Annotated in this window: 16 protein-coding genes and 1 riboswitch; of the genes, 12 read left to right on the forward strand and 4 right to left on the reverse strand. The window is 57.0% G+C overall.

Annotation, left to right across the window (positions count from 1 at the left end; translation table 11 throughout):
• Positions 1-26 precede the first annotated feature (26 nt).
• Positions 27-251 (forward strand): hypothetical protein, encoded by a 225-nt coding sequence (locus ABLV30_RS13890; protein WP_046275908.1) that lies wholly within the window; start codon positions 27-29, stop codon positions 249-251.
• Positions 252-1,015: 764 nt separating this feature from the next.
• Here the strand turns inward: ABLV30_RS13890 and ABLV30_RS13895 are convergent.
• Positions 1,016-1,519 carry a hypothetical protein gene (locus ABLV30_RS13895; protein ID WP_008324552.1) on the reverse strand — a complete coding sequence of 168 codons (504 nt, stop codon included), beginning with the start codon at positions 1,517-1,519 and terminating at the stop codon, positions 1,016-1,018.
• Between the two features lie 259 nt (positions 1,520-1,778).
• Here ABLV30_RS13895 and ABLV30_RS13900 point away from each other — a divergent pair, with 259 nt between their 5' ends.
• The 5 genes from ABLV30_RS13900 (at position 1,779) to fbaB (ending at position 6,727) form a co-directional block, all read left to right on the forward strand.
• Complete coding sequence (locus ABLV30_RS13900) at positions 1,779-1,985, forward strand: hypothetical protein (RefSeq protein ID WP_008324553.1); 207 nt, start codon at positions 1,779-1,781, stop codon at positions 1,983-1,985.
• A 101-nt stretch (positions 1,986-2,086) separates the two neighbouring features.
• Positions 2,087-3,547 (forward strand): DEAD/DEAH box helicase family protein, encoded by a 1,461-nt coding sequence (locus ABLV30_RS13905; protein ID WP_048221071.1) that lies wholly within the window; start codon positions 2,087-2,089, stop codon positions 3,545-3,547.
• A 277-nt stretch (positions 3,548-3,824) separates the two neighbouring features.
• A riboswitch (TPP riboswitch) is annotated at positions 3,825-3,921 on the forward strand.
• Positions 3,922-3,955: 34 nt separating this feature from the next.
• The gene (gene thiM, locus ABLV30_RS13910) at positions 3,956-4,729 is read left to right on the forward strand and encodes a hydroxyethylthiazole kinase (RefSeq protein WP_208923975.1); all 774 of its coding nucleotides are present in this window, start codon (positions 3,956-3,958) and stop codon (positions 4,727-4,729) included.
• Positions 4,726-5,526 carry a bifunctional hydroxymethylpyrimidine kinase/phosphomethylpyrimidine kinase gene (gene thiD, locus ABLV30_RS13915; protein ID WP_265800298.1) on the forward strand — a complete coding sequence of 267 codons (801 nt, stop codon included), beginning with the start codon at positions 4,726-4,728 and terminating at the stop codon, positions 5,524-5,526. The genes thiM and thiD overlap by 4 nt, the downstream gene beginning before the upstream one ends.
• Before the next feature lie 148 nt (positions 5,527-5,674).
• The gene (gene fbaB / locus ABLV30_RS13920; RefSeq protein WP_004852587.1) at positions 5,675-6,727 is read left to right on the forward strand and encodes a class I fructose-bisphosphate aldolase; all 1,053 of its coding nucleotides are present in this window, start codon (positions 5,675-5,677) and stop codon (positions 6,725-6,727) included.
• 94 nt (positions 6,728-6,821) lie between these two features.
• On the opposite strand, the gene ABLV30_RS13925 is transcribed toward fbaB, so the two are convergent.
• Both ABLV30_RS13925 and ABLV30_RS13930 read right to left on the reverse strand, forming a co-directional pair.
• Positions 6,822-8,429, reverse strand: coding sequence for an FGGY-family carbohydrate kinase (locus ABLV30_RS13925; RefSeq protein WP_265800296.1), 1,608 nt, complete (start codon positions 8,427-8,429; stop codon positions 6,822-6,824).
• A 30-nt stretch (positions 8,430-8,459) separates the two neighbouring features.
• Positions 8,460-9,209, reverse strand: a complete 750-nt coding sequence (locus tag ABLV30_RS13930) for an SDR family oxidoreductase (protein ID WP_265800294.1) — start codon at positions 9,207-9,209, stop codon at positions 8,460-8,462.
• Between the two features lie 258 nt (positions 9,210-9,467).
• On the opposite strand from ABLV30_RS13930, the gene ABLV30_RS13935 reads away from it, so the two are divergent.
• On the forward strand, positions 9,468-10,469 hold the full coding sequence (locus ABLV30_RS13935; protein WP_025107794.1) for a LacI family DNA-binding transcriptional regulator: 1,002 nt from the start codon (positions 9,468-9,470) through the stop codon (positions 10,467-10,469).
• Positions 10,470-10,483: 14 nt separating this feature from the next.
• Here the strand turns inward: ABLV30_RS13935 and ABLV30_RS13940 are convergent, their stop codons facing one another.
• Complete coding sequence (locus ABLV30_RS13940) at positions 10,484-11,425, reverse strand: sugar-binding domain-containing protein (protein WP_014839020.1); 942 nt, start codon at positions 11,423-11,425, stop codon at positions 10,484-10,486.
• 206 nt (positions 11,426-11,631) lie between these two features.
• Here ABLV30_RS13940 and dalD point away from each other — a divergent pair, with 206 nt between their 5' ends.
• The 5 genes from dalD to ABLV30_RS13965 all read left to right on the forward strand — a co-directional run bounded on the left by dalD (position 11,632) and on the right by ABLV30_RS13965 (position 17,984).
• Complete coding sequence (dalD, locus tag ABLV30_RS13945; protein ID WP_032693709.1) at positions 11,632-12,999, forward strand: D-arabinitol 4-dehydrogenase; 1,368 nt, start codon at positions 11,632-11,634, stop codon at positions 12,997-12,999.
• Between the two features lie 9 nt (positions 13,000-13,008).
• Positions 13,009-14,472, forward strand: a complete 1,464-nt coding sequence (gene xylB / locus ABLV30_RS13950) for a xylulokinase (protein WP_064391714.1) — start codon at positions 13,009-13,011, stop codon at positions 14,470-14,472.
• A 69-nt stretch (positions 14,473-14,541) separates the two neighbouring features.
• Positions 14,542-15,819: a D-arabinitol transporter gene (gene dalT, locus ABLV30_RS13955; RefSeq protein WP_122116983.1), complete on the forward strand. Its 1,278-nt coding sequence runs from the start codon at positions 14,542-14,544 to the stop codon at positions 15,817-15,819.
• Positions 15,820-15,867: 48 nt separating this feature from the next.
• The gene (locus ABLV30_RS13960) at positions 15,868-16,530 is read left to right on the forward strand and encodes an HAD-IA family hydrolase (protein WP_049070152.1); all 663 of its coding nucleotides are present in this window, start codon (positions 15,868-15,870) and stop codon (positions 16,528-16,530) included.
• A gap of 299 nt (positions 16,531-16,829) precedes the next feature.
• Positions 16,830-17,984 carry a mandelate racemase family protein gene (locus ABLV30_RS13965; protein WP_032719864.1) on the forward strand — a complete coding sequence of 385 codons (1,155 nt, stop codon included), beginning with the start codon at positions 16,830-16,832 and terminating at the stop codon, positions 17,982-17,984.
• Positions 17,985-18,068: the final 84 nt, after the last annotated feature.

The raw sequence follows: 18,068 nt of genomic DNA on the forward strand, positions 1-18,068 counted from the left end.
GGATGAGTCTTGATAGACGAAAGAGCATGCACAGGAGAAATGCAGTGAGAAGAGCACTGATAGTGATATTTGGGTTACTGGTTTCACAGATGGCAGCAGCAGGACAGATCACAATGACCGATCCCCAGCAGGATACGACCGAGAATGGTAAGACGCTTTGCACCTACGAAAACAGCATCTATCTGTTCACCTACGTTACCAAAGGAAAATGCCCGTATGCGAAGACGTTTGATACTGTAGATTCAGAGTGAAGGGGGCTTAAAATATAGGTTTGTTTAAATTTCCAAGTTAGGTGGAGTTGCTTAGCAAAAGAATCATGTTTTTTTCTTCGATTGTGCTGAAACCCTTATAGAATAAGGGGTGGAGGGATTTTCATCAATAGGTTAAAGCGCTGTAAGAGTGTTATAGACTGGTTAATATGAGTAGAATTAGCATAGATTAAACCTATTAATAATCATCATTTATTAGTTGATTATCGCTTGTAATTTAGTCAACTTTTCCGGCTCTATGGAGAGTTGTTTCATGGTGAGCACTGCGACCATGAAAAGTATGCTGCATGAGTAGCATGTAATGCGGAGCATGAAAGATATCAATTACAGGAGAGCAACCTTTGCACCAGAAGCGATTTTAAGGAGTGATTCTCCTGTAAAAGTAATCTGCTATGCTCGCATTGCTCACATAATGAACATTAAAACCAACAAAACCGCTAACTACTGTTTAAATAATAAACAGTTATTGATTCCATTTTATGTGCTCGTACAACTCGCCCATGCGTTAACTGTGCAAGATACGCTTAAAAAAATGAGTTTATGCAACCACTCCACACCGATAGTGTTCCATTGTAAGCCTTCACTTTTACCGAAGATGCAAATAACTCTAAAGAGACTTTAGACTTTTCTGCACCCTCTGTATCAGGTTACTTGTGCAAATGGCATAGCCATAAGATCGGCTTACTTGCATAATAAGCCGGAAATCTCATTGCTAACATTATCGGAGCTGCCGCCGCGTTAGCGACTTAATGGAGCAGGCGAGCGCCTCTTAACGCATCCATCGTTAGGGTAGTCGGCTGGGCGTAAGTAATGGAGCTACATAATGAAACGATGGTTTCAATGTCCTGGATGGTGATCTGATAGGTTCCAGTGCCGGGGTTGCCAATGTCCCGACAGATTATCCAGCCCGCATTTTCCAGATCGCCAATGACGGTAATCACTCGTTTTTGCGTCATACCGAGGTCACGGGCCGCACAACTTAGGTCGAACATCACACATCCGGCTATCTCGCTCTGTTGGCTTCTGAGGTATGCCCACATCTGTTTATGATCGGTGGTGAAAGTCAGCACCTTGGGGTGTCTGCTGCGTTTCTGTGGATGCGTTACTTCGGTGAAATACGGCACGAGACTATCAAACATCTGTTCGATGGTGTTCGTTACTTGCGTTGGGGTAGTGCTGGAGTGGGTGGTAAATGTCTCTGTGAAGAGTGCTTCAACTTCGGTTGGGGAAAGTCCCTGGTTATCTGTCATATTAATCCTCCTGTATGTTTTGTAGTCAATAAATCCTCATAGTTGAGTTGTTAACGTTCATTTTTTATTTGCTTGTTTTTTTAAAAAGAAGCGTTCAAATAAAGGTTGGCAAAACTAACATTTATTTATGTTAAATGCAATCTCAAATCGTGCTTGTTTTATTAACGTGTTGAAAATGATCATAAAATAGTTGACTTTGCAACCGATTTGATGTACAATGAATAGTAGGTAGTTAACAATCGTTATAATAAGGAGGTACATGTACCAAACGAAAACTGATGTGCTCGAAGCTCTGCGTAGCGGAAAGCTCCTTCCCAAGATTTGCCAGCAATACTCCCACAACAAAAATCTCTCCGACGAACGACGCAAGATGTTCAGGGTGGCCTTGATCAGCTACCGCATTGAGCAGCTTCAAGAGAGTTTACGTAACGAGGAACAACCGAATGAACATCCGATTCACCGATGAAACCCACAAGGCGCTTGTTGAACGTGCCAACCGTGAAGACAAGTCAGCCGCTGCGCTGGTGAGTGAATTAATAACAGCAGTCCTAAACCGAGAGGAACCGAATGACCGAAAAGAAACCAGTAGTAAACTTCGTTAATGCGATTTGCGGCTCAGGAAAGAGCCACCGTCTGAAAGAGTACATCCTGAGCTTCAAGAACGAAGCTGTCCCAGAAAAGTTCTTAATCGTAGTACCAACCCACGCTTTAGCCGATCAGTTCAAGCAAGATCTGAATCATTTTAGAATCTCAAACCATCACATTTTCGTTGAAGGGGCGACTCTCAACCTGAAAAGTACTTTGGCTGATAGCTTCCAGATAAATGTTGTGATAACAACCCATGAATGTTTCACCAACTACTGCCACCTCGCTACGTTCAATCTTGAGATGCGTTCTCTACTGGCAGAACACAATGTGGTGATTGACGAGATCCCTGATGGCTGGTTTGGAGCAGAAGCAACGATCCGTCATGCTGACAGGACGGCAGAAAACTTCCCATTCCTGGAATGGCTGGAAGAACGAAACGGGCTTCTGTACCTGCGCGAAGAGCACTACGACAATCTGTACAAGTATTACCACGAGAAGCACGCTAACAGTGATAACTTGAAGAAGGTTCTTTACGTGGCGCTCGACGGTTGTGGTGTGATGCACACCGAATGTGATTCGTCATACAGCTTCTTTGCCTACACCTATAATCCGATACTGAAGGCCGCAACATGGGCGAAGAGCTTCACTGTGCTCGGCGCTGGCGTGAATCGCAGTGGGTTTGTCTGGATGGCAGAGAACGTCGCTCAGATGGCGGTTCAGGAAGCGGGTGAACACCTTCAGCCTGATCCCGAGAGACGCAAACATAAAAACGTGCCTATCAAAATCGTTGCTGTCCTCTCAGAAGATATCAAAAGAGCGGGGCAGTCAGAACTCGCTAATATCTTTAACAACCACTTGAGGGAAATACGCCAAATCGTCGGAAAGGATTTTATCTTTGCAACCAACAACGACAAAGCTATCTGCGATTTTAAGACCATTGGACTCACTGAACTTGGTGATCGCATGGGTGGTGTTGACGTTTCAATGTCCAGCTACGGGATAAACAGCTATCAGAGCATTCATTGTGCCGTGTTCCTCGGATGTGCAAATCTGGGCGATAAAGACCGTAAGCGATGGGCAGACTATTGCGAACGTATCGGTTGGGATTTTGAAACGGTGATGGAGAAGAAGCGGCAGGCAATGTATTTTGAACGGTGCTACCAGTTTCTTAGCCGAACATCCATTCGCAACACTGATACCGATCACCCTCTCGTGTTTGTCGTTCCCGACATGGCGGCAGCGGAATACCTCAAAAACCATTACTTCCCTGGCTCAACCATCGAATGCCTTGGAATCAAGAAAGCTGGAAAGCAGCATGAAACGCGTTTGAAGGTTCTGGAATACAAGGCGCAAGGACTAACTCAGAAAAAGGCTGCGGAAGAAATGGCGGTGTCTCTGAGGACGGTAGCAACCTACTGGAACCAGGACACTCGCGTATGATCACCGCGCTTTACTGGTATGTGCTGTTCCTGTTTATCTGGGGTGTAATCCGCACCTTTGAACGACGTAGAAAAACAGAACGCAAAACTGAATCTCGGAATCCATGAGATCTTGGGTTATGTCACAAAGGAGCTTAACGGCTCCTTTTTTTGTTTCTGTGGTGGGGTACAAACTGAGGTACAAGCTGGGGTACAGCGTGAAGAAGCGATAACCGGAAGGGCGGGCTTGCTTCAGCAAGCAACTTCCCCTAAGCTGGCAAAAAGTATAGAGATTCAATTTTCATGACTCGGGGTGCCCCATCGCTGATGGGCTGAGAAATACCCGTACCACCTGATCTGGATAATGCCAGCGTAGGGAAGTCAGAGACCGCAGGGTCGTCGCTTCTTCATCGCCTGGCGGGAGCAAACGATGTCTGACCTGCTGAACCCCGCGCATATTGCCCATCTGCGGCACCTTTTTCACCGCCATTCTCCTCTTGTTCACTGCATGACCAACGACGTGGTGCAGACCTTTACCGCCAACGTCCTGTTAGCGATTGGCGCATCCCCGGCGATGGTTATCGACCCGGACGAAGCCAGCCAGTTTGCCGCCATTGCCGATGCGCTGCTGATTAATGTCGGTACGCTGACGGTTGAACGCGCGGCGGCGATGCGTGCGGCGGCGCACAGCGCGCAGCAGGCGGGTAAACCGTGGGCGCTGGACCCGGTGGCGGTCGGTGCGCTGACCTTACGGACAGAATTTTGCCGAGAACTGCTGGCGCTGCAGCCTGCCGCCGTTCGCGGTAATGCGTCGGAAATTATGGCCCTGGCCGGAATGAGCGGCGGCGGGCGCGGCGTCGATACGACCGATACCGCCGCCGCAGCGCTGCCCGCGGCCCAGGAGCTGGCTCGCCAGCTGAATACCGTTGTCGCGGTAACCGGCGAGGTCGATTACGTGACCGACGGCCAGCGCACGCGCGCGGTCACCGGCGGCGATCCGCTGATGACCCGGGTAGTCGGCACCGGCTGCGCGCTATCGGCGGTGGTTGCCGCCGCTGCGGCGATGCCCGGCGATCGGCTGGAGAACGTGGCCGCGGCCTGCGGTCTGATGAAGCTTGCGGGGGGAAAAGCGGCGCTGCAGGGCGGCCCCGGCAGCTTTACTCCCGCCTTCCTCGATGCGCTCTATGCGGGAGGCGATCTGTGAAACGAATTAATGCGCTAACCATCGCCGGCACCGACCCGAGCGGCGGCGCGGGGATCCAGGCGGATCTCAAAACCTTCTCGGCGCTGGGCGCCTACGGCTGCTCGGTCATCACCGCGCTGGTGGCGCAAAATACCCGCGGCGTCCAGTCGGTGTACCGGATAGAGCCTGATTTTGTCGCCGCGCAGCTCGATTCCGTTTTCAGCGATGTGCGCATTGATACCACCAAAATCGGGATGCTGGCGGAAACCGATATCGTCGAGGCGGTGGCGGAACGGCTGGCGCGTTATCAGATTAAAAATGTGGTGCTCGATACCGTCATGCTGGCGAAAAGCGGCGATCCGCTGCTCTCAGCCTCGGCGGTAGAGACGCTGCGCCAGCGCCTGCTGCCGCAGGTCTCGCTGATCACCCCGAACCTGCCGGAAGCGGCGGCGCTGCTGGATGCGCCGCATGCCAGAACGGAACAGGAGATGCTGGAGCAGGGCAGAGCGCTGCTGGGAATGGGCTGCGGAGCGGTATTAATGAAAGGCGGCCATCTCGATGATGCGGAAAGCCCGGACTGGCTCTTTACCCGCGACGGGGAGCAGCGCTTTACCGCGCCGAGAGTCCAGACCAAAAACACCCACGGTACCGGCTGTACGCTGTCGGCGGCGCTGGCGGCCCTGCGTCCGCGTTACGAGGATTGGGGGCGAACCGTGACGGAAGCCAAGGGCTGGCTTTCGGCGGCGCTGGCGCAGGCGGATTCGCTGGAAGTGGGGCACGGGATCGGCCCGGTACACCATTTCCACGCCTGGTGGTAAACGGCAAGACAACGTGTCAGCAGACTATGCTGAAAAAATAGGCTCCCGGCTGGAAAATCTGCTGAGTCGGTACCAGGCTTAACCTGCCCAAAATAATTGGGTTGGGAAAACGCATGCCGGTTTCGACCGGCACTTATGGGAGATCGCTATGACTGATATTACGCAGTTGCTTGGCAAAGATGCCGACACGCTTTTACAGCACCGCTGTATGACGATTCCAGCCGACCAGCTCTATTTGCCGGGGTCGGATTACGTCGATCGGGTGATGGTTGATAACAACCGTCCGCCGGCGGTGCTGCGTAATATGCAAACCCTGTATAACACCGGCCGCCTGGCGGGAACCGGCTATCTGTCGATCCTGCCGGTCGACCAGGGCGTAGAGCATTCTGCTGGCGCCTCTTTTGCCGCCAACCCGCTGTACTTTGATCCGAAAAATATCGTCGAACTGGCCATTGAGGCCGGTTGTAACTGCGTGGCCTCCACCTATGGCGTGCTGGCCTCGGTGTCGCGCCGCTATGCGCACCGCATCCCCTTCCTGGTCAAGCTGAACCATAACGAAACGCTGAGCTACCCGACCGAATACGATCAGACGCTGTACGCCAGCGTTGAGCAGGCGTTCAATATGGGGGCCGTGGCGGTCGGGGCGACGATCTATTTCGGTTCCGAACAGTCTCGTCGTCAAATCGAAGAAATCTCCGCTGCGTTTGAGCGCGCGCACGAACTGGGCCTGGTGACCGTGCTGTGGGCCTATCTGCGTAATTCGGCGTTTAAGAAAGATGGCGTCGACTACCACGTTTCCGCTGACTTAACCGGCCAGGCTAACCATCTGGCGGCGACCATCGGCGCGGATATCGTGAAGCAGAAAATGGCGGAAAATAACGGCGGCTATAAAGCGGTGAACTTCGGCTATACCGATGACCGGGTTTACAGCAAGCTCACCAGCGATAATCCGATCGACCTGGTGCGTTACCAGCTGGCGAACTGCTATATGGGCCGCGCCGGGCTGATTAACTCCGGCGGCGCCGCGGGCGGGGAAACCGATCTCTCCGACGCCGTGCGCACCGCGGTTATCAACAAGCGCGCGGGCGGCATGGGGCTGATTCTGGGCCGTAAGGCGTTTAAAAAATCGATGGCCGACGGCGTGAAGCTGATCAATGCCGTGCAGGATGTCTATCTGGACGGCAAAGTCACCATCGCTTAAGCATTCGCGTGGCGGCGCTACGCCTGGCCGGGCTACGGTTTCGTGCGGTCTGGTAGCCCGGGTAGGGCGTTTACGCCGCAGCCCGGGATCTTGCTTACTCGCGAATCAGCCGCGCCGTGTGCTGTAGCGTTTTATACGCTTCATAGCGCCGCTGATGATCGGCGCTATACTGGGCAACGCAGCGGTAGGTTTTATCCACCCGGGTAAACTGCTTCATCGCTTCCGGCAGGGACGGGGCGATCTGGCCGGCCACCGCGCCGAGAATCGCCGAACCTAACAGCACCGGTTCGTTGGATTCGGTACTCACCACGCTCACTCCGCAGGCGTCCGCCAGCAGCTGGCGCACCAGCGGATGCTGCCCGGCTCCGCCGCTGATGACGATATTCTCGCTGTGGATGCCGCACGCCTTCTGGGCGTCAATAATCTGCCGCAGGCCGTAGCCGATGCCGCACAATCCGGCGACGTAGAGCGCCATCAGGTTGTCCAGATCCCGCTCCATCCCCAGCCCGGCGATAATCGCTTTCGCGTGCGGGTCGGCCAGCGGCGCCCGATTACCTAAAAATTCAGGCACCACGTGCAGCCCGGCGGCGAGTTTGACCGCGGCAGAAGGACGTTCCACTTTCGCCAGCACGCTATCGGCAAGATAAACCGGCAGCGGGACGCCGCGCGCCCTGGCCAGCGCCTTAGCCTCGGCGGCAGCGGGATGGAAGCTCAGCAGCTGGTCGATGGCCGCTCCGGCCGCGCTCTGCCCGCCTTCGCTCAGCCAGAACCCCGGCACCATCGCCGAGTAATATGGCCCCCAGACGCCGGGCACGAACACCGCTTCCTGCGTGGTGGTCATGGTGCAGGAGGAGGTGCCGAAGACGTAGGCCATATTGTTGACCGCGCCGTTAAGCACGCCGACGGTGCCGATACCGCCCGCGTGGGCATCGATCATCCCGACCGCCACCGGAGTACCGACCGGCAGGCCCATCTCCTCTGCCGCCGTGGCGCAAAGGCCGTCGCCGCAGGGGGTTCCCGGATCGACAATCCGCTGGCCGATGCGGACAAAATCTTCATCCGCCAGCTCTTCGAGGCCAATCTGGCGGAAGTAGCTGGCATCCCAGCGTTGTTCATGCGCCAGGTAGGTCCATTTACAGGTCACGGTACAGACCGAGCGGGCTAAATCGCCGGTCGAGCGCCAGGTGAGATAATCGGCGAGGTCGAAGAAGTGGCGCGCCTGCTGATAAATGTGCGGGCGGTTCTCCTTCAGCCAGAGAATTTTCGGCGTTTCCATCTCCGGCGAGATTTTACCGCCGACGTACTGCAGCACCGCGTGGCCCGTGGCGTTGATCTTTTCCGCCTGCCCGGTGGCGCGGTGATCCATCCAGACGATAATGTTGCGCTCCGCATCTTCCGAAGGCCCAACCGCCAGCGGGGCGTCGTTATCGCCAATCACCACCAGCGAGCAGGTGGCATCGAAGCCGATTCCGGCAATCGATGACGGCGCGACCCCGGCGCTGGCCACCGCCGTTTTAATGCAGTAACACACCGCCTGCCAGATCTCGCGGCTCGACTGTTCGACCACGCTTCCGGCGCTGCGAAACAGGGTAATTTCCCGGGTCGCGTGGGCGAGAAGCTCGCCCCGCAGATTGAACACCCCGGCGCGAACGCTGCCCGAACCGACATCGACGCCAATAATATGTTGCGTATCGATTTGCATAACATCCTCTCACACAGTCTGGTTGAACGGTCAGAGATCCACGCTGTTCGGCAGGATCACAATGTCGCGTACGGTGACGTTTTTCGAGCGCGTCACCATAAACAGCACCGACTCGGCCACCTCAATCGGCTGCATCAGGCTGCCGTTGGCCAGCGCTTCGTCCATTTTGGCTTTCGGCCAGTCGTCCAGCAGGGCGGTGACCACCGGGCCCGGCAGCACGGCGCCGACGCGCACACCGTACTGCGAAACCTGGCGGCGGGTAGTATGAACAAACGCCTGGACGGCAAATTTCGACGCGGTATAGATAGGCTCCCAGATCACCGGCACCACCCCCGCGATAGAGCTGGTGAAGATAATGTCCCCGGACTTTTGCGCGATAAGATGCGGCAGGACGCTGCGCACGCAGCGGAAGGCGGCGTTGGTGTTGAGGTGCAGCACGCGGTCCCACACGTCCGGATCGCCCTCGGCCACCGGCCCGCCGATGTAAGCTCCGGCGTTGGCGTGGAAAATATCGAGACGCCCGGTAAGCTGCAAAATACCCTGCAGAATATTATCGACCTGATCCGCCTGCATCAGGTCAACCTGCATGGCGAAGGCGTTTTCGCCGAGTTCGGCGACAAGTTTGTTGAGCTTCTCGCCTTCACGGTCGATAAGCACCACTTTTGCGCCAGCGCCCAGCAGGGTTCTGGCGCATTCGAGGCCGATACCGGACGCCGCGCCGGTAATGGCGGCGACTTTACCGCTAAGGGAAGTATTCATAGAGGAGACAGAGTGGTTCATTTTATAATCCTTTACAGAGTCTGGTTGGAACTATCGAACGCGAGGGCATCGCGTTCGACGCTGGAGACGAAAACTTGTTAAGGTATTGAATATGAGCGTCATTTTTTTGATGTTCGCTGGCGTATTCACGCTGAATGCGTTAATACTTCGGGAAGTAAAATGGAAGCTCAATCGATGAAGCTCATGTTGCGCTAGCTTCATCGATTGAGCAAGTGGGGAAATTAACAGCGAAATGATTTTGTGACGCAAGTTGGGAAAATGAAGAAAATCACGATTTACGACCTGGCGGAACTGTCCGGCGTTTCGGCGAGCGCGGTGAGCGCTATCCTCAACGGCAACTGGAAAAAGCGCCGCATCAGCGCGAAGCTTGCCGAAAAGGTGACGCGGATTGCCGAGGAGCAGGGCTATGCGATTAACCGCCAGGCCAGCATGCTGCGCAGCAAAAAATCGCGCGTCATCGGTATGATTATCCCCAAATACGATAACCGCTATTTCGGTTCGGTGGCGGAGCGCTTTGAGGAGATGGCCCGCGAGCGCGGCCTGCTGCCGATTATCACCTGTACGCGCCGGAGGCCGGAGCTGGAGATCGAAGCGGTAAAAGCGATGCTCTCCTGGCAGGTTGACTGGGTGGTGGCCACTGGGGCAACCAATCCGGACAAAATTACCGCCCTGTGCCAGCAGGCAGGCGTGCCCACGGTCAATCTCGACCTGCCGGGCTCTGTCGCCCCGTCGGTGATATCGGATAACTACGGCGGCGCGAAGGCGCTGACCCACAAAATCCTCGCCAACAGCGCTCGCCGCCGGGGAGCGCTGGCGCCGCTGACCTTTATCGGCGGGCGCAGCAGCGACCATAACACCCGCGAGCGTTTACGCGGCTTCCACGATGCGCATCGGGAGCAGGGGCTGGTCGTGCCGCAGGAAAATATCCTGGCGCCCGGCTATTCAAAAGGCAAAGTTGAGGCCTGCCTGCAGGAGCGGTTTGCTACCGCGAAGACCCCATTGCCGGGGCTATTTGTCAACTCGACAATATCGCTGGAAGGGGTGGTGCGTTGGCTGTCGCAGGCGGGACTTACCGGCAGCGAGCAGCCGCCGATGGGCTGCTTCGACTGGGACCCGTTTGTCTATCTGCTGGGGCACGATATCGACATGGTGCAGCAGGACGTGCCGGCGATGCTGGAAGCGGTGTTCACGATTATTGACGCCGGCGAGGCCGGGCAGCAGCGGATTGAAATCCCGCCGCTGTTGATGAGCAGCCGCTGATCCGGCTGCCGCCGTTAGCGCGTCAGCAGCCAGCGGGCGGTGTGCTCGTCGGTCACCAGGCCGTTGATCCAGCCGCCTTTAAGCGCCGCCAGAATCGCCGGGCGTTTGTACTCGCCGCACGCCACCGCGATGCGCGGGCACTGGTTCTGGCGGATATCGTAGCTGGTGATCATTCTGTTGATTTCGCTCTCCACCACGCCGCCTTCGGCATCGATAAAGCGTCCCATGATCTCGCCGATGCCGCCGCGTGCGGTCAGCTCATCCATCTGCGCCTGATTGATAAAGCCATCTTTGAAGATGGGGCTTTGGGTACCTAATGGCCCAATGCCGACAAAAATAACGTCCGCCCGGCGGGCGACGGCGGAAACGCTGCGAAACAGCCGGCTGGTACACCACATGTCGTACTCGTCCTGGGTCTGCGCGTAGCGCGGCGCGGGCCACTGATAGTACTTGGCCTTAATTTTGCTGGTCAGCAGCAGCGGGACGTCATCGTAATAGTTACACTGGCCGTCGGCGTCCATGGCGCTGATCAGGGCGACGCAGCGGGTGTTCAGACTGTCGAAGTCGATGCGCTGCAGCGCTTTTTTCAGGGTCAGGCCGGAACCCAGGCCGATGATTTTCTCTTTATCATCCTGCAGATAGCGGGCCATCAGCTGATAGCAGCCGAAGGAGACGCTATCCAGGGTGCTTTCTTCGTTAAAGGCGGGGACGATATTGCACTCGATAAGCCGGTACTTCTCCTGCAGCAGCTGCGCATAGTCGAGGCAGTTCGCCACCGGGTGGTGCAGACTAATCGACACAATCCCTTCTTCTTTCGCGGCGGCGATCAGCCGCTGTACCACCGGCCGCGACGTGCCAAGCTGGCTGGCGATCTCGCTCTGATTCTGCCCGGCGATGTAGTACATCCACGCGGCGCGGACCTTTTGATCCAGCCGGATATCATCTTCTTTGCTCATGCTTTCCTGCCCTAAGTGTCGGGCCGCGGCGATAATTTCGCCCGGCGAATACCCGCATTCTCGCCGTGGTCGGGAAAACTGGCAAGCTTTTGCTCTTTTCTGGTCATTTGTAATTTTATTGGGTAATTGTTCTTTTGTGATCCGTGGCTCTTATTTTGGTCAATTGATCATTTACAGTGAGGCCATCAACTCAAGGAGAGCGGAACATGAACAATCAATTCACATGGCTTCACATTGGTCTGGGTTCTTTTCATCGCGCGCATCAGGCGTGGTATCTGCATCGTCTGATCGCTTCCGGAGATAAACGCTGGCACATCGCGGCGGGGAATATCCGCAACGACGCCGAACAGGTGGTTCAGGCGCTGGCGGCGCAGGGCGGGCGCTATGTGCTGGAAACCGTCAGCCCGGAAGGGGAACGTGAATATGAAGAGATCACCTCCATTCAGAAACTGCTGCCGTGGCAGGCCGGGCTGCAGCCGCTGATTAACGAAGGGGCAAACCCGCAGACCAAAGTCATCGCCTTCACCGTGACGGAAGGTGGCTACTACCTGAATACCCGCCATAAGCTGGAAACCAGCAACCCCGATTTGCAGGCCGATCTGGCAGGGGAGTGCAAAACGATTTACGGCACTATCGCGCGGATTCTGGAAAAGCGTATGGCGGACAACGCCGGGCCGCTGACTCTGCTGAACTGCGATAACGTGCGCCATAACGGCGAACGCTTCCACGACGGTATGGTTGAGTTCCTGCAGCTAACCGGCAAGCAGGCGGTGATTGACTGGATGGCCGCCAACACCACCTGTCCGAACACCATGGTCGACCGCATCACCCCGCGCCCGGCGGCGGACCTGCCCGCGCGCATCAAAGCGCAGACCGGCATTGACGATAAAGCGCCGGTGATGGGCGAGACCTTTATCCAGTGGGTGGTGGAAAACAACTTCCGCGATGAACGCCCGAACCTGGAAGCGGTCGGGGTTGAGATGGTGGCGTCGGTGATTCCTTACGAAGAGGCGAAAATTCGCATTCTGAACTCGTCGCACAGCTGCATTGCGTGGGCGGGAACGTTAATTGGCCAGCAGTACATTCATGAAAGCACGCTAACGGATTTCATCTACGCCATTGCCGACCGCTACGTTACGGAAGATGTGATCCCATGCCTCGGCGATAACGGCATTGACCTGCCGGCCTATCGCGACGTGGTGCTCAAACGCTTTACCAACCCATATATCCAGGACACCAACCAGCGCGTCGCCGCCGATGGCTTCTCGAAAATTCCGGCGATGATCGCCCCAACCCTGCAGGAGTGCTACCAGCGCGGCGTTCGCCCGCAAGCCACCGCCATGCTGCCCGCGCTGTTCTTCGTCTTTATGGAGCAGTGGCACAAGGGCACCCTGCCGTATGAGTACCAGGACGGCATCCTCGACGCCGAGGGGGTGCATCAGATGTTTGAAGCCAACGATCCGCTGGCCCTTTACGCCCGCGATAAAGCGCTGTTTGGCGAACTGGCCGAAAACGCCGATTTCCTCGCGCTGATGCGCGAAAAAGTGGCGGCCGTTTATACGCTGATTAACTAAGAGGTGGCTATGTATCTGGGTATCGATCTCGGCACATCGGAAGTCAAAGCGCTGGTCATTGATGAGAACAATGAGGTTATCGCCAGCCATAGCGCGCCGCTGAGCATTCAGCGGCCCCATCCGCACTGGTCAGAACAGTCGCCGCAGTCATGGTGGGAGGCGACGGAGTATCTGATGACCACGCTGCGGGAAAAATGCGCCCAGCACTGGCCGGCCATTAAGGCCATTGGCCTTTCCGGGCAGATGCACGGCGCGGTTCTGCTGGATGCCGACGGGGAGGTGATTCGCCCGGCAATCCTGTGGAACGACACCCGCTGCGCCGCGGAGTGCGCGGAGCTGGAAGAGATGGCGCCGGAGCTGCATCAGGTGGCGGGAAACCTGGCGATGCCCGGCTTTACTGCGCCGAAGCTGCTGTGGGTGCGTCGCCATGAGCCGGAAAACTTTCAGCGCACCGCCACGGTGCTGCTGCCGAAGGATTATCTGCGCTACCGGATGACCGGTAAAAAAGTCTCCGATATGTCCGACGCCGCCGGGACGCTGTGGCTGGACGTGGCGAAGCGCGACTGGTCCGACGCTCTGCTGGATAAATGCGGCCTGGCGCGCAGCCAGATGCCGACCCTGGTTGAAGGCTGCGAGGTCTCCTCTACCCTTGACCCGCAGGTGGCCGAACGCTGGGGGCTGAACGCCTCGGTAGCGGTAGCCGGAGGCGGCGGCGATAACGCGGTCAGCGCCATAGGCGTCGGCGCGGTTTCGCCCGGGGATGCGTTCATTTCGCTTGGTACCTCCGGGGTGCTGTTTGTGGTGACCGACGCCTATCGTCCGGCTCCGCAGTCGGCGGTCCATGCGTTTTGTCACGTGCTGCCGAATCTGTGGCATCAGATGAGCGTGATGCTCAGCGCCGCCAGCTGTTTGCAGTGGTTCTGCCGCCTGACCGGCACCACGGAAGTGGCGCTGCTGGAGGAGATTGCCGAACTTAGCGAAGAGGAGAAGTCCCACGCGCCGTTCTTCTTACCCTATCTCTCCGGCGAACGTACGCCGCACAACGATCCTGACGCGCGCGGCATGTTCTGGGGCATGACCCACTCCAGCCTGCGCGCCCAGCTCGGCTACGCGGTGCTGGAAGGGGTGAGCTTCGGCATCAGCGACGGTCTGCAGGTACTGAAAGAGAGCGGTACGCAGATCGAACAATGTTCGCTGGTTGGCGGCGGCGCCCGCAGCCCGTTCTGGGCGCAGCTGTTGGCCGATATCCTCGATATGCCGGTGGTGACCCACAAAGGCGGTGAGACCGGCGGCGCGCTGGGCGCGGCGCGGCTGGCCTGCCTGGCGGCGGGCAAACCGATTACCGAAGTCTGTGAAAAACCGGAGATCTGGCAGACCTGGCGCGCGGACCCGGTACGCCATCAAACCCTGATGCGGCGCTATGCGCAGTTTAAGGCCCTGTATTTAAACGATCTGAACTATCGGCAGCATTAATTTTTATCACCATAACCGTTCCGGTGAACTGACCGGAGCGGCCTCCTGTACCCTAAAAACGAGGTCATTATGTCCATCAATAATAAACAGTGGCTCGGTTTACCCCTGAACCTGCTCTGGGGATACATCGCCATTGCCGTATTTATGACCGGCGACGGTTTTGAACTGGCATTCCTGTCGCACTACATCAAAGAGCTCGGGTTCTCCCCGGCGCAGGCATCGTTCGCCTTTACCCTCTACGGCCTGGCCGCCGCGCTGTCGGCGTGGATCTCCGGCGTGGTGGCGGAAATCATCACGCCGCTGAAGACCATGATGATTGGCTTCGTGCTGTGGTGCGTGTTCCACGTGCTGTTCCTCGTTTTCGGCCTCGGTCACGCGAACTATGCCCTGATCCTGGTTTTCTACGGCATCCGCGGCTTCGCGTATCCGCTGTTCCTTTACTCGTTTATCGTCGCCATTATCCACAACGTGAAAAGCGATAACGCCAGCTCGGCGATCGGCTGGTTCTGGGCGGTTTACTCGATCGGCATCGGCGTGTTCGGCAGCTATATTCCGAGCTTTACCATCCCGCATATCGGCGAGCTGGGGACCTTGTGGCTGGCGCTGGCTTTCTGCGTCACCGGCGGCATCATTGCGCTGGCTTCCCTGCGCCATATTAAAACGCCGCACCATATGCAGAACCTGACCACCCGCGAGAAGTTTGCCGAACTGGGCCGCGCGGCGACGCTGCTCTATACCAACCACAATATTCTGCTGTCGAGCATGGTGAGAATTATCAACACCCTGTCGCTGTTCGGCTTTGCGGTGATTATGCCGATGATGTTCGTCGATGAGCTGGGCTTTACCACCTCGGAATGGCTGCAGGTGTGGGCGGTCTTCTTCTTCACCACCATTTTTTCGAACGTGCTGTGGGGCATTCTGGGCGAAAAACTGGGCTGGATGAAGGTGGTGCGCTGGTTCGGCTGCATCGGCATGGCGCTCTCCAGCCTGGCGTTTTATTACATTCCGCAGCACTTCGGACATAACTTCGCGATGGCGCTGCTTCCGGCTATCGCCCTGGGGATCTTTGTCGCCGCGTTCGTACCGCTGGCGGCCGTTTTCCCGGCGCTGGAGCCGAAGCACAAAGGCGCGGCCATTTCGGTATATAACCTGTCGGCGGGGATGTCGAACTTTCTCGCGCCGGCCATTGCGGTGATTTTGCTACCGTTCTTCAGCACCATCGGGGTGGTGATCGCCTATACCGCGCTGTACGTGGCGGCTTTTTTCCTCTGTGCGTTTATTCGCGTCGAGCAGCCGGGTTTTTCCCACAAGGAAGCGCCGGCCAGCGAGCAGGTGGAGTTCTCTTAAGGTGATGCGGCCGGCATGCCAGGCATGCCGGCCTTAATGAGGTGGATGATGAGTATTCAGGCAGTGATTTTTGACATGGATGGCGTAATTATTGATTCCGAAGCCCTGTGGCGGCAGGCGCAAATCGACGCCCTCGCGCAGTGGGGGGCAACGGCGAGCGTCGAGGAGTGCGAAACCCTGACCAAAGGCAAACGTCTCGATGATATTGCCCGCACCTGGTGCCGCTATTGCCAGCTTGAGCTTGCCCCGCAGCGGCTTGAGGCCGCGATATTGCAGCGTATTACCGGCCTGATCGCCGCCGAAGGCGAGCCGATGCGCGGCGTGCATGAGGCGTTACGCTATTTTCGCCATACCGGTTATAAAATTGCCCTCGCCACCTCCTCGTCCCGGCAGGTTATCACCGCCGTGCTGAACAAGCTCTCGCTCTGGCACTATTTTGATGTGATTTGCAGCGCGGACGATGAAGCGCAGGGCAAACCGCATCCGGCGGTGTATCTGACGACGTTGGATAAGCTGAATCTCGACGCCAGCCGGTGCCTGGTGATCGAAGACAGCTTCAACGGCTTTAGCGCCGCCCGGGCGGCGGGGATTGCCACGATAGTGATTGCCGAAGATAGCCAGCACGCGCGTTTTCAGGGCGCCGCTGGGCGCTATCGGGCGCTGCCTGAACTGCTGGAAGCCCTTACCGCCGAGGCGGAGGCGGTCGAATAACTCACCCTTTCGTGAGCGCAGAAAATCCCGGGATGTACACGGTCGGTTACTCTCTTTTCTGCGCTCACGCCCCCCTTTTTCACCATGCCGATCCGCCTCACATTTCGCTTATCTTTTGTGAAAACAGTCACGCCTTATTGTGCCAATGCCCAAATTTATTGCCTTGCTTAGCGGTGTTTGTCCGAGGCACTGCTGCGTAATTGTGCTTAGATTAGATATTGAAACATCTTTTCAATAATGTGAAACCACTTTGCCGATTTGCTTCTATCGATCGGATTTGGCCGTGATAAGGACCGAGCATGAAAATTGAATCTGTAAATGTCACCGTTTTCCAGTATCCCACGCGTCGGGTTTCCGACAGCGCCGGGCACTCCCATCCGGGGGCTGAAAGCATGGCCAAAATGGCGATGCTGACCATCACCGCCGATGATGGCGCGCAGGGCTTTTCGTTTGCGCCTCCGGAAGTGGTGCGCCCGTTCGTGGTGAATACCTTTTTCCGCAAGGTGCTGGTGGGGCAGGACCCGTTTAACCGCGAGCGTATCTGGCAGGCTCTTAACCACTGGCAGCGCGGCAGCGCTCACCAGCTGACCGAGCGCGCGCTGTCGTTTATTGAACAGGCGCTGTGGGACCTGATAGGCCGCAGCCTTAAGATGCCGGTTTACAAGCTGCTCGGCGGCTATCGCGACATCGTCCCGGCTTACGGCAGCACGATGTGCGGCGACGATCTGCCGGGCGGTCTGTCGACCCCGGAGGAGTATGCCGCCTTTGCCGAAAAGCTGGTCGCCCGCGGCTACAAGGCCATCAAGCTGCACACCTGGATGCCGCCAATCTCTTTTGCGCCCAATCCCAAAATGGACATTAAAGCCTGCGCGGCGGTGCGCGAAGCGGTGGGGCCGGATATTGACCTGATGATTGACGGCTATCACTGGTACAGCCGCGCCGAGGCGCTGTGGATCGGCAAAGAGCTGGAAAAACTCAACTTCGCCTGGTTTGAGGAGCCGATGGAGGAGGATTCGATGTCCTCCTACGCGTGGCTGGCGGAAAATCTGTCGATCCCCATCGTCGGGCCGGAGAGCTTCGGCGGCAAGCACCGCATGCGCGCCGAATGGGTGAAAGCCGGAGCCTGCGACATTCTGCGCGCCGGCGCTAACGGCGTGGGCGGTATTACCCCGACCATGAAGGTCGCGGCGCTGGCGGAATCTTTCGGCATGGATTGCGAAGTCCACGGCAACGGCGCGGCAAGCCTGGCGGTGGTCGGGGCGATCCGCAACTGCCGCTGGTACGAGCGCGGCCTGCTGCATCCGTTCCTCGACTACGATGAACCGGCGGCTTATCTCAATAGCATTGTTGACCCGATGGATGACCAGGGCTTTGTGCATCTGTCACAACGTCCGGGCCTCGGCGAAGACATTAATTTTGCGTATATCGAAGCCAATACCGTTAGCCACGACTGATTCAAAAAAATAAATGCCCGATGGCGCTGCGCTTATCGGGTCTGCGGCCCGGTAGACCGGATAAGGCGAAAATGCCGTCATCCG

Source organism: Klebsiella sp. CN_Kp113, from assembly GCF_040064585.1.
Lineage (GTDB): Bacteria > Pseudomonadota > Gammaproteobacteria > Enterobacterales > Enterobacteriaceae > Klebsiella > Klebsiella michiganensis.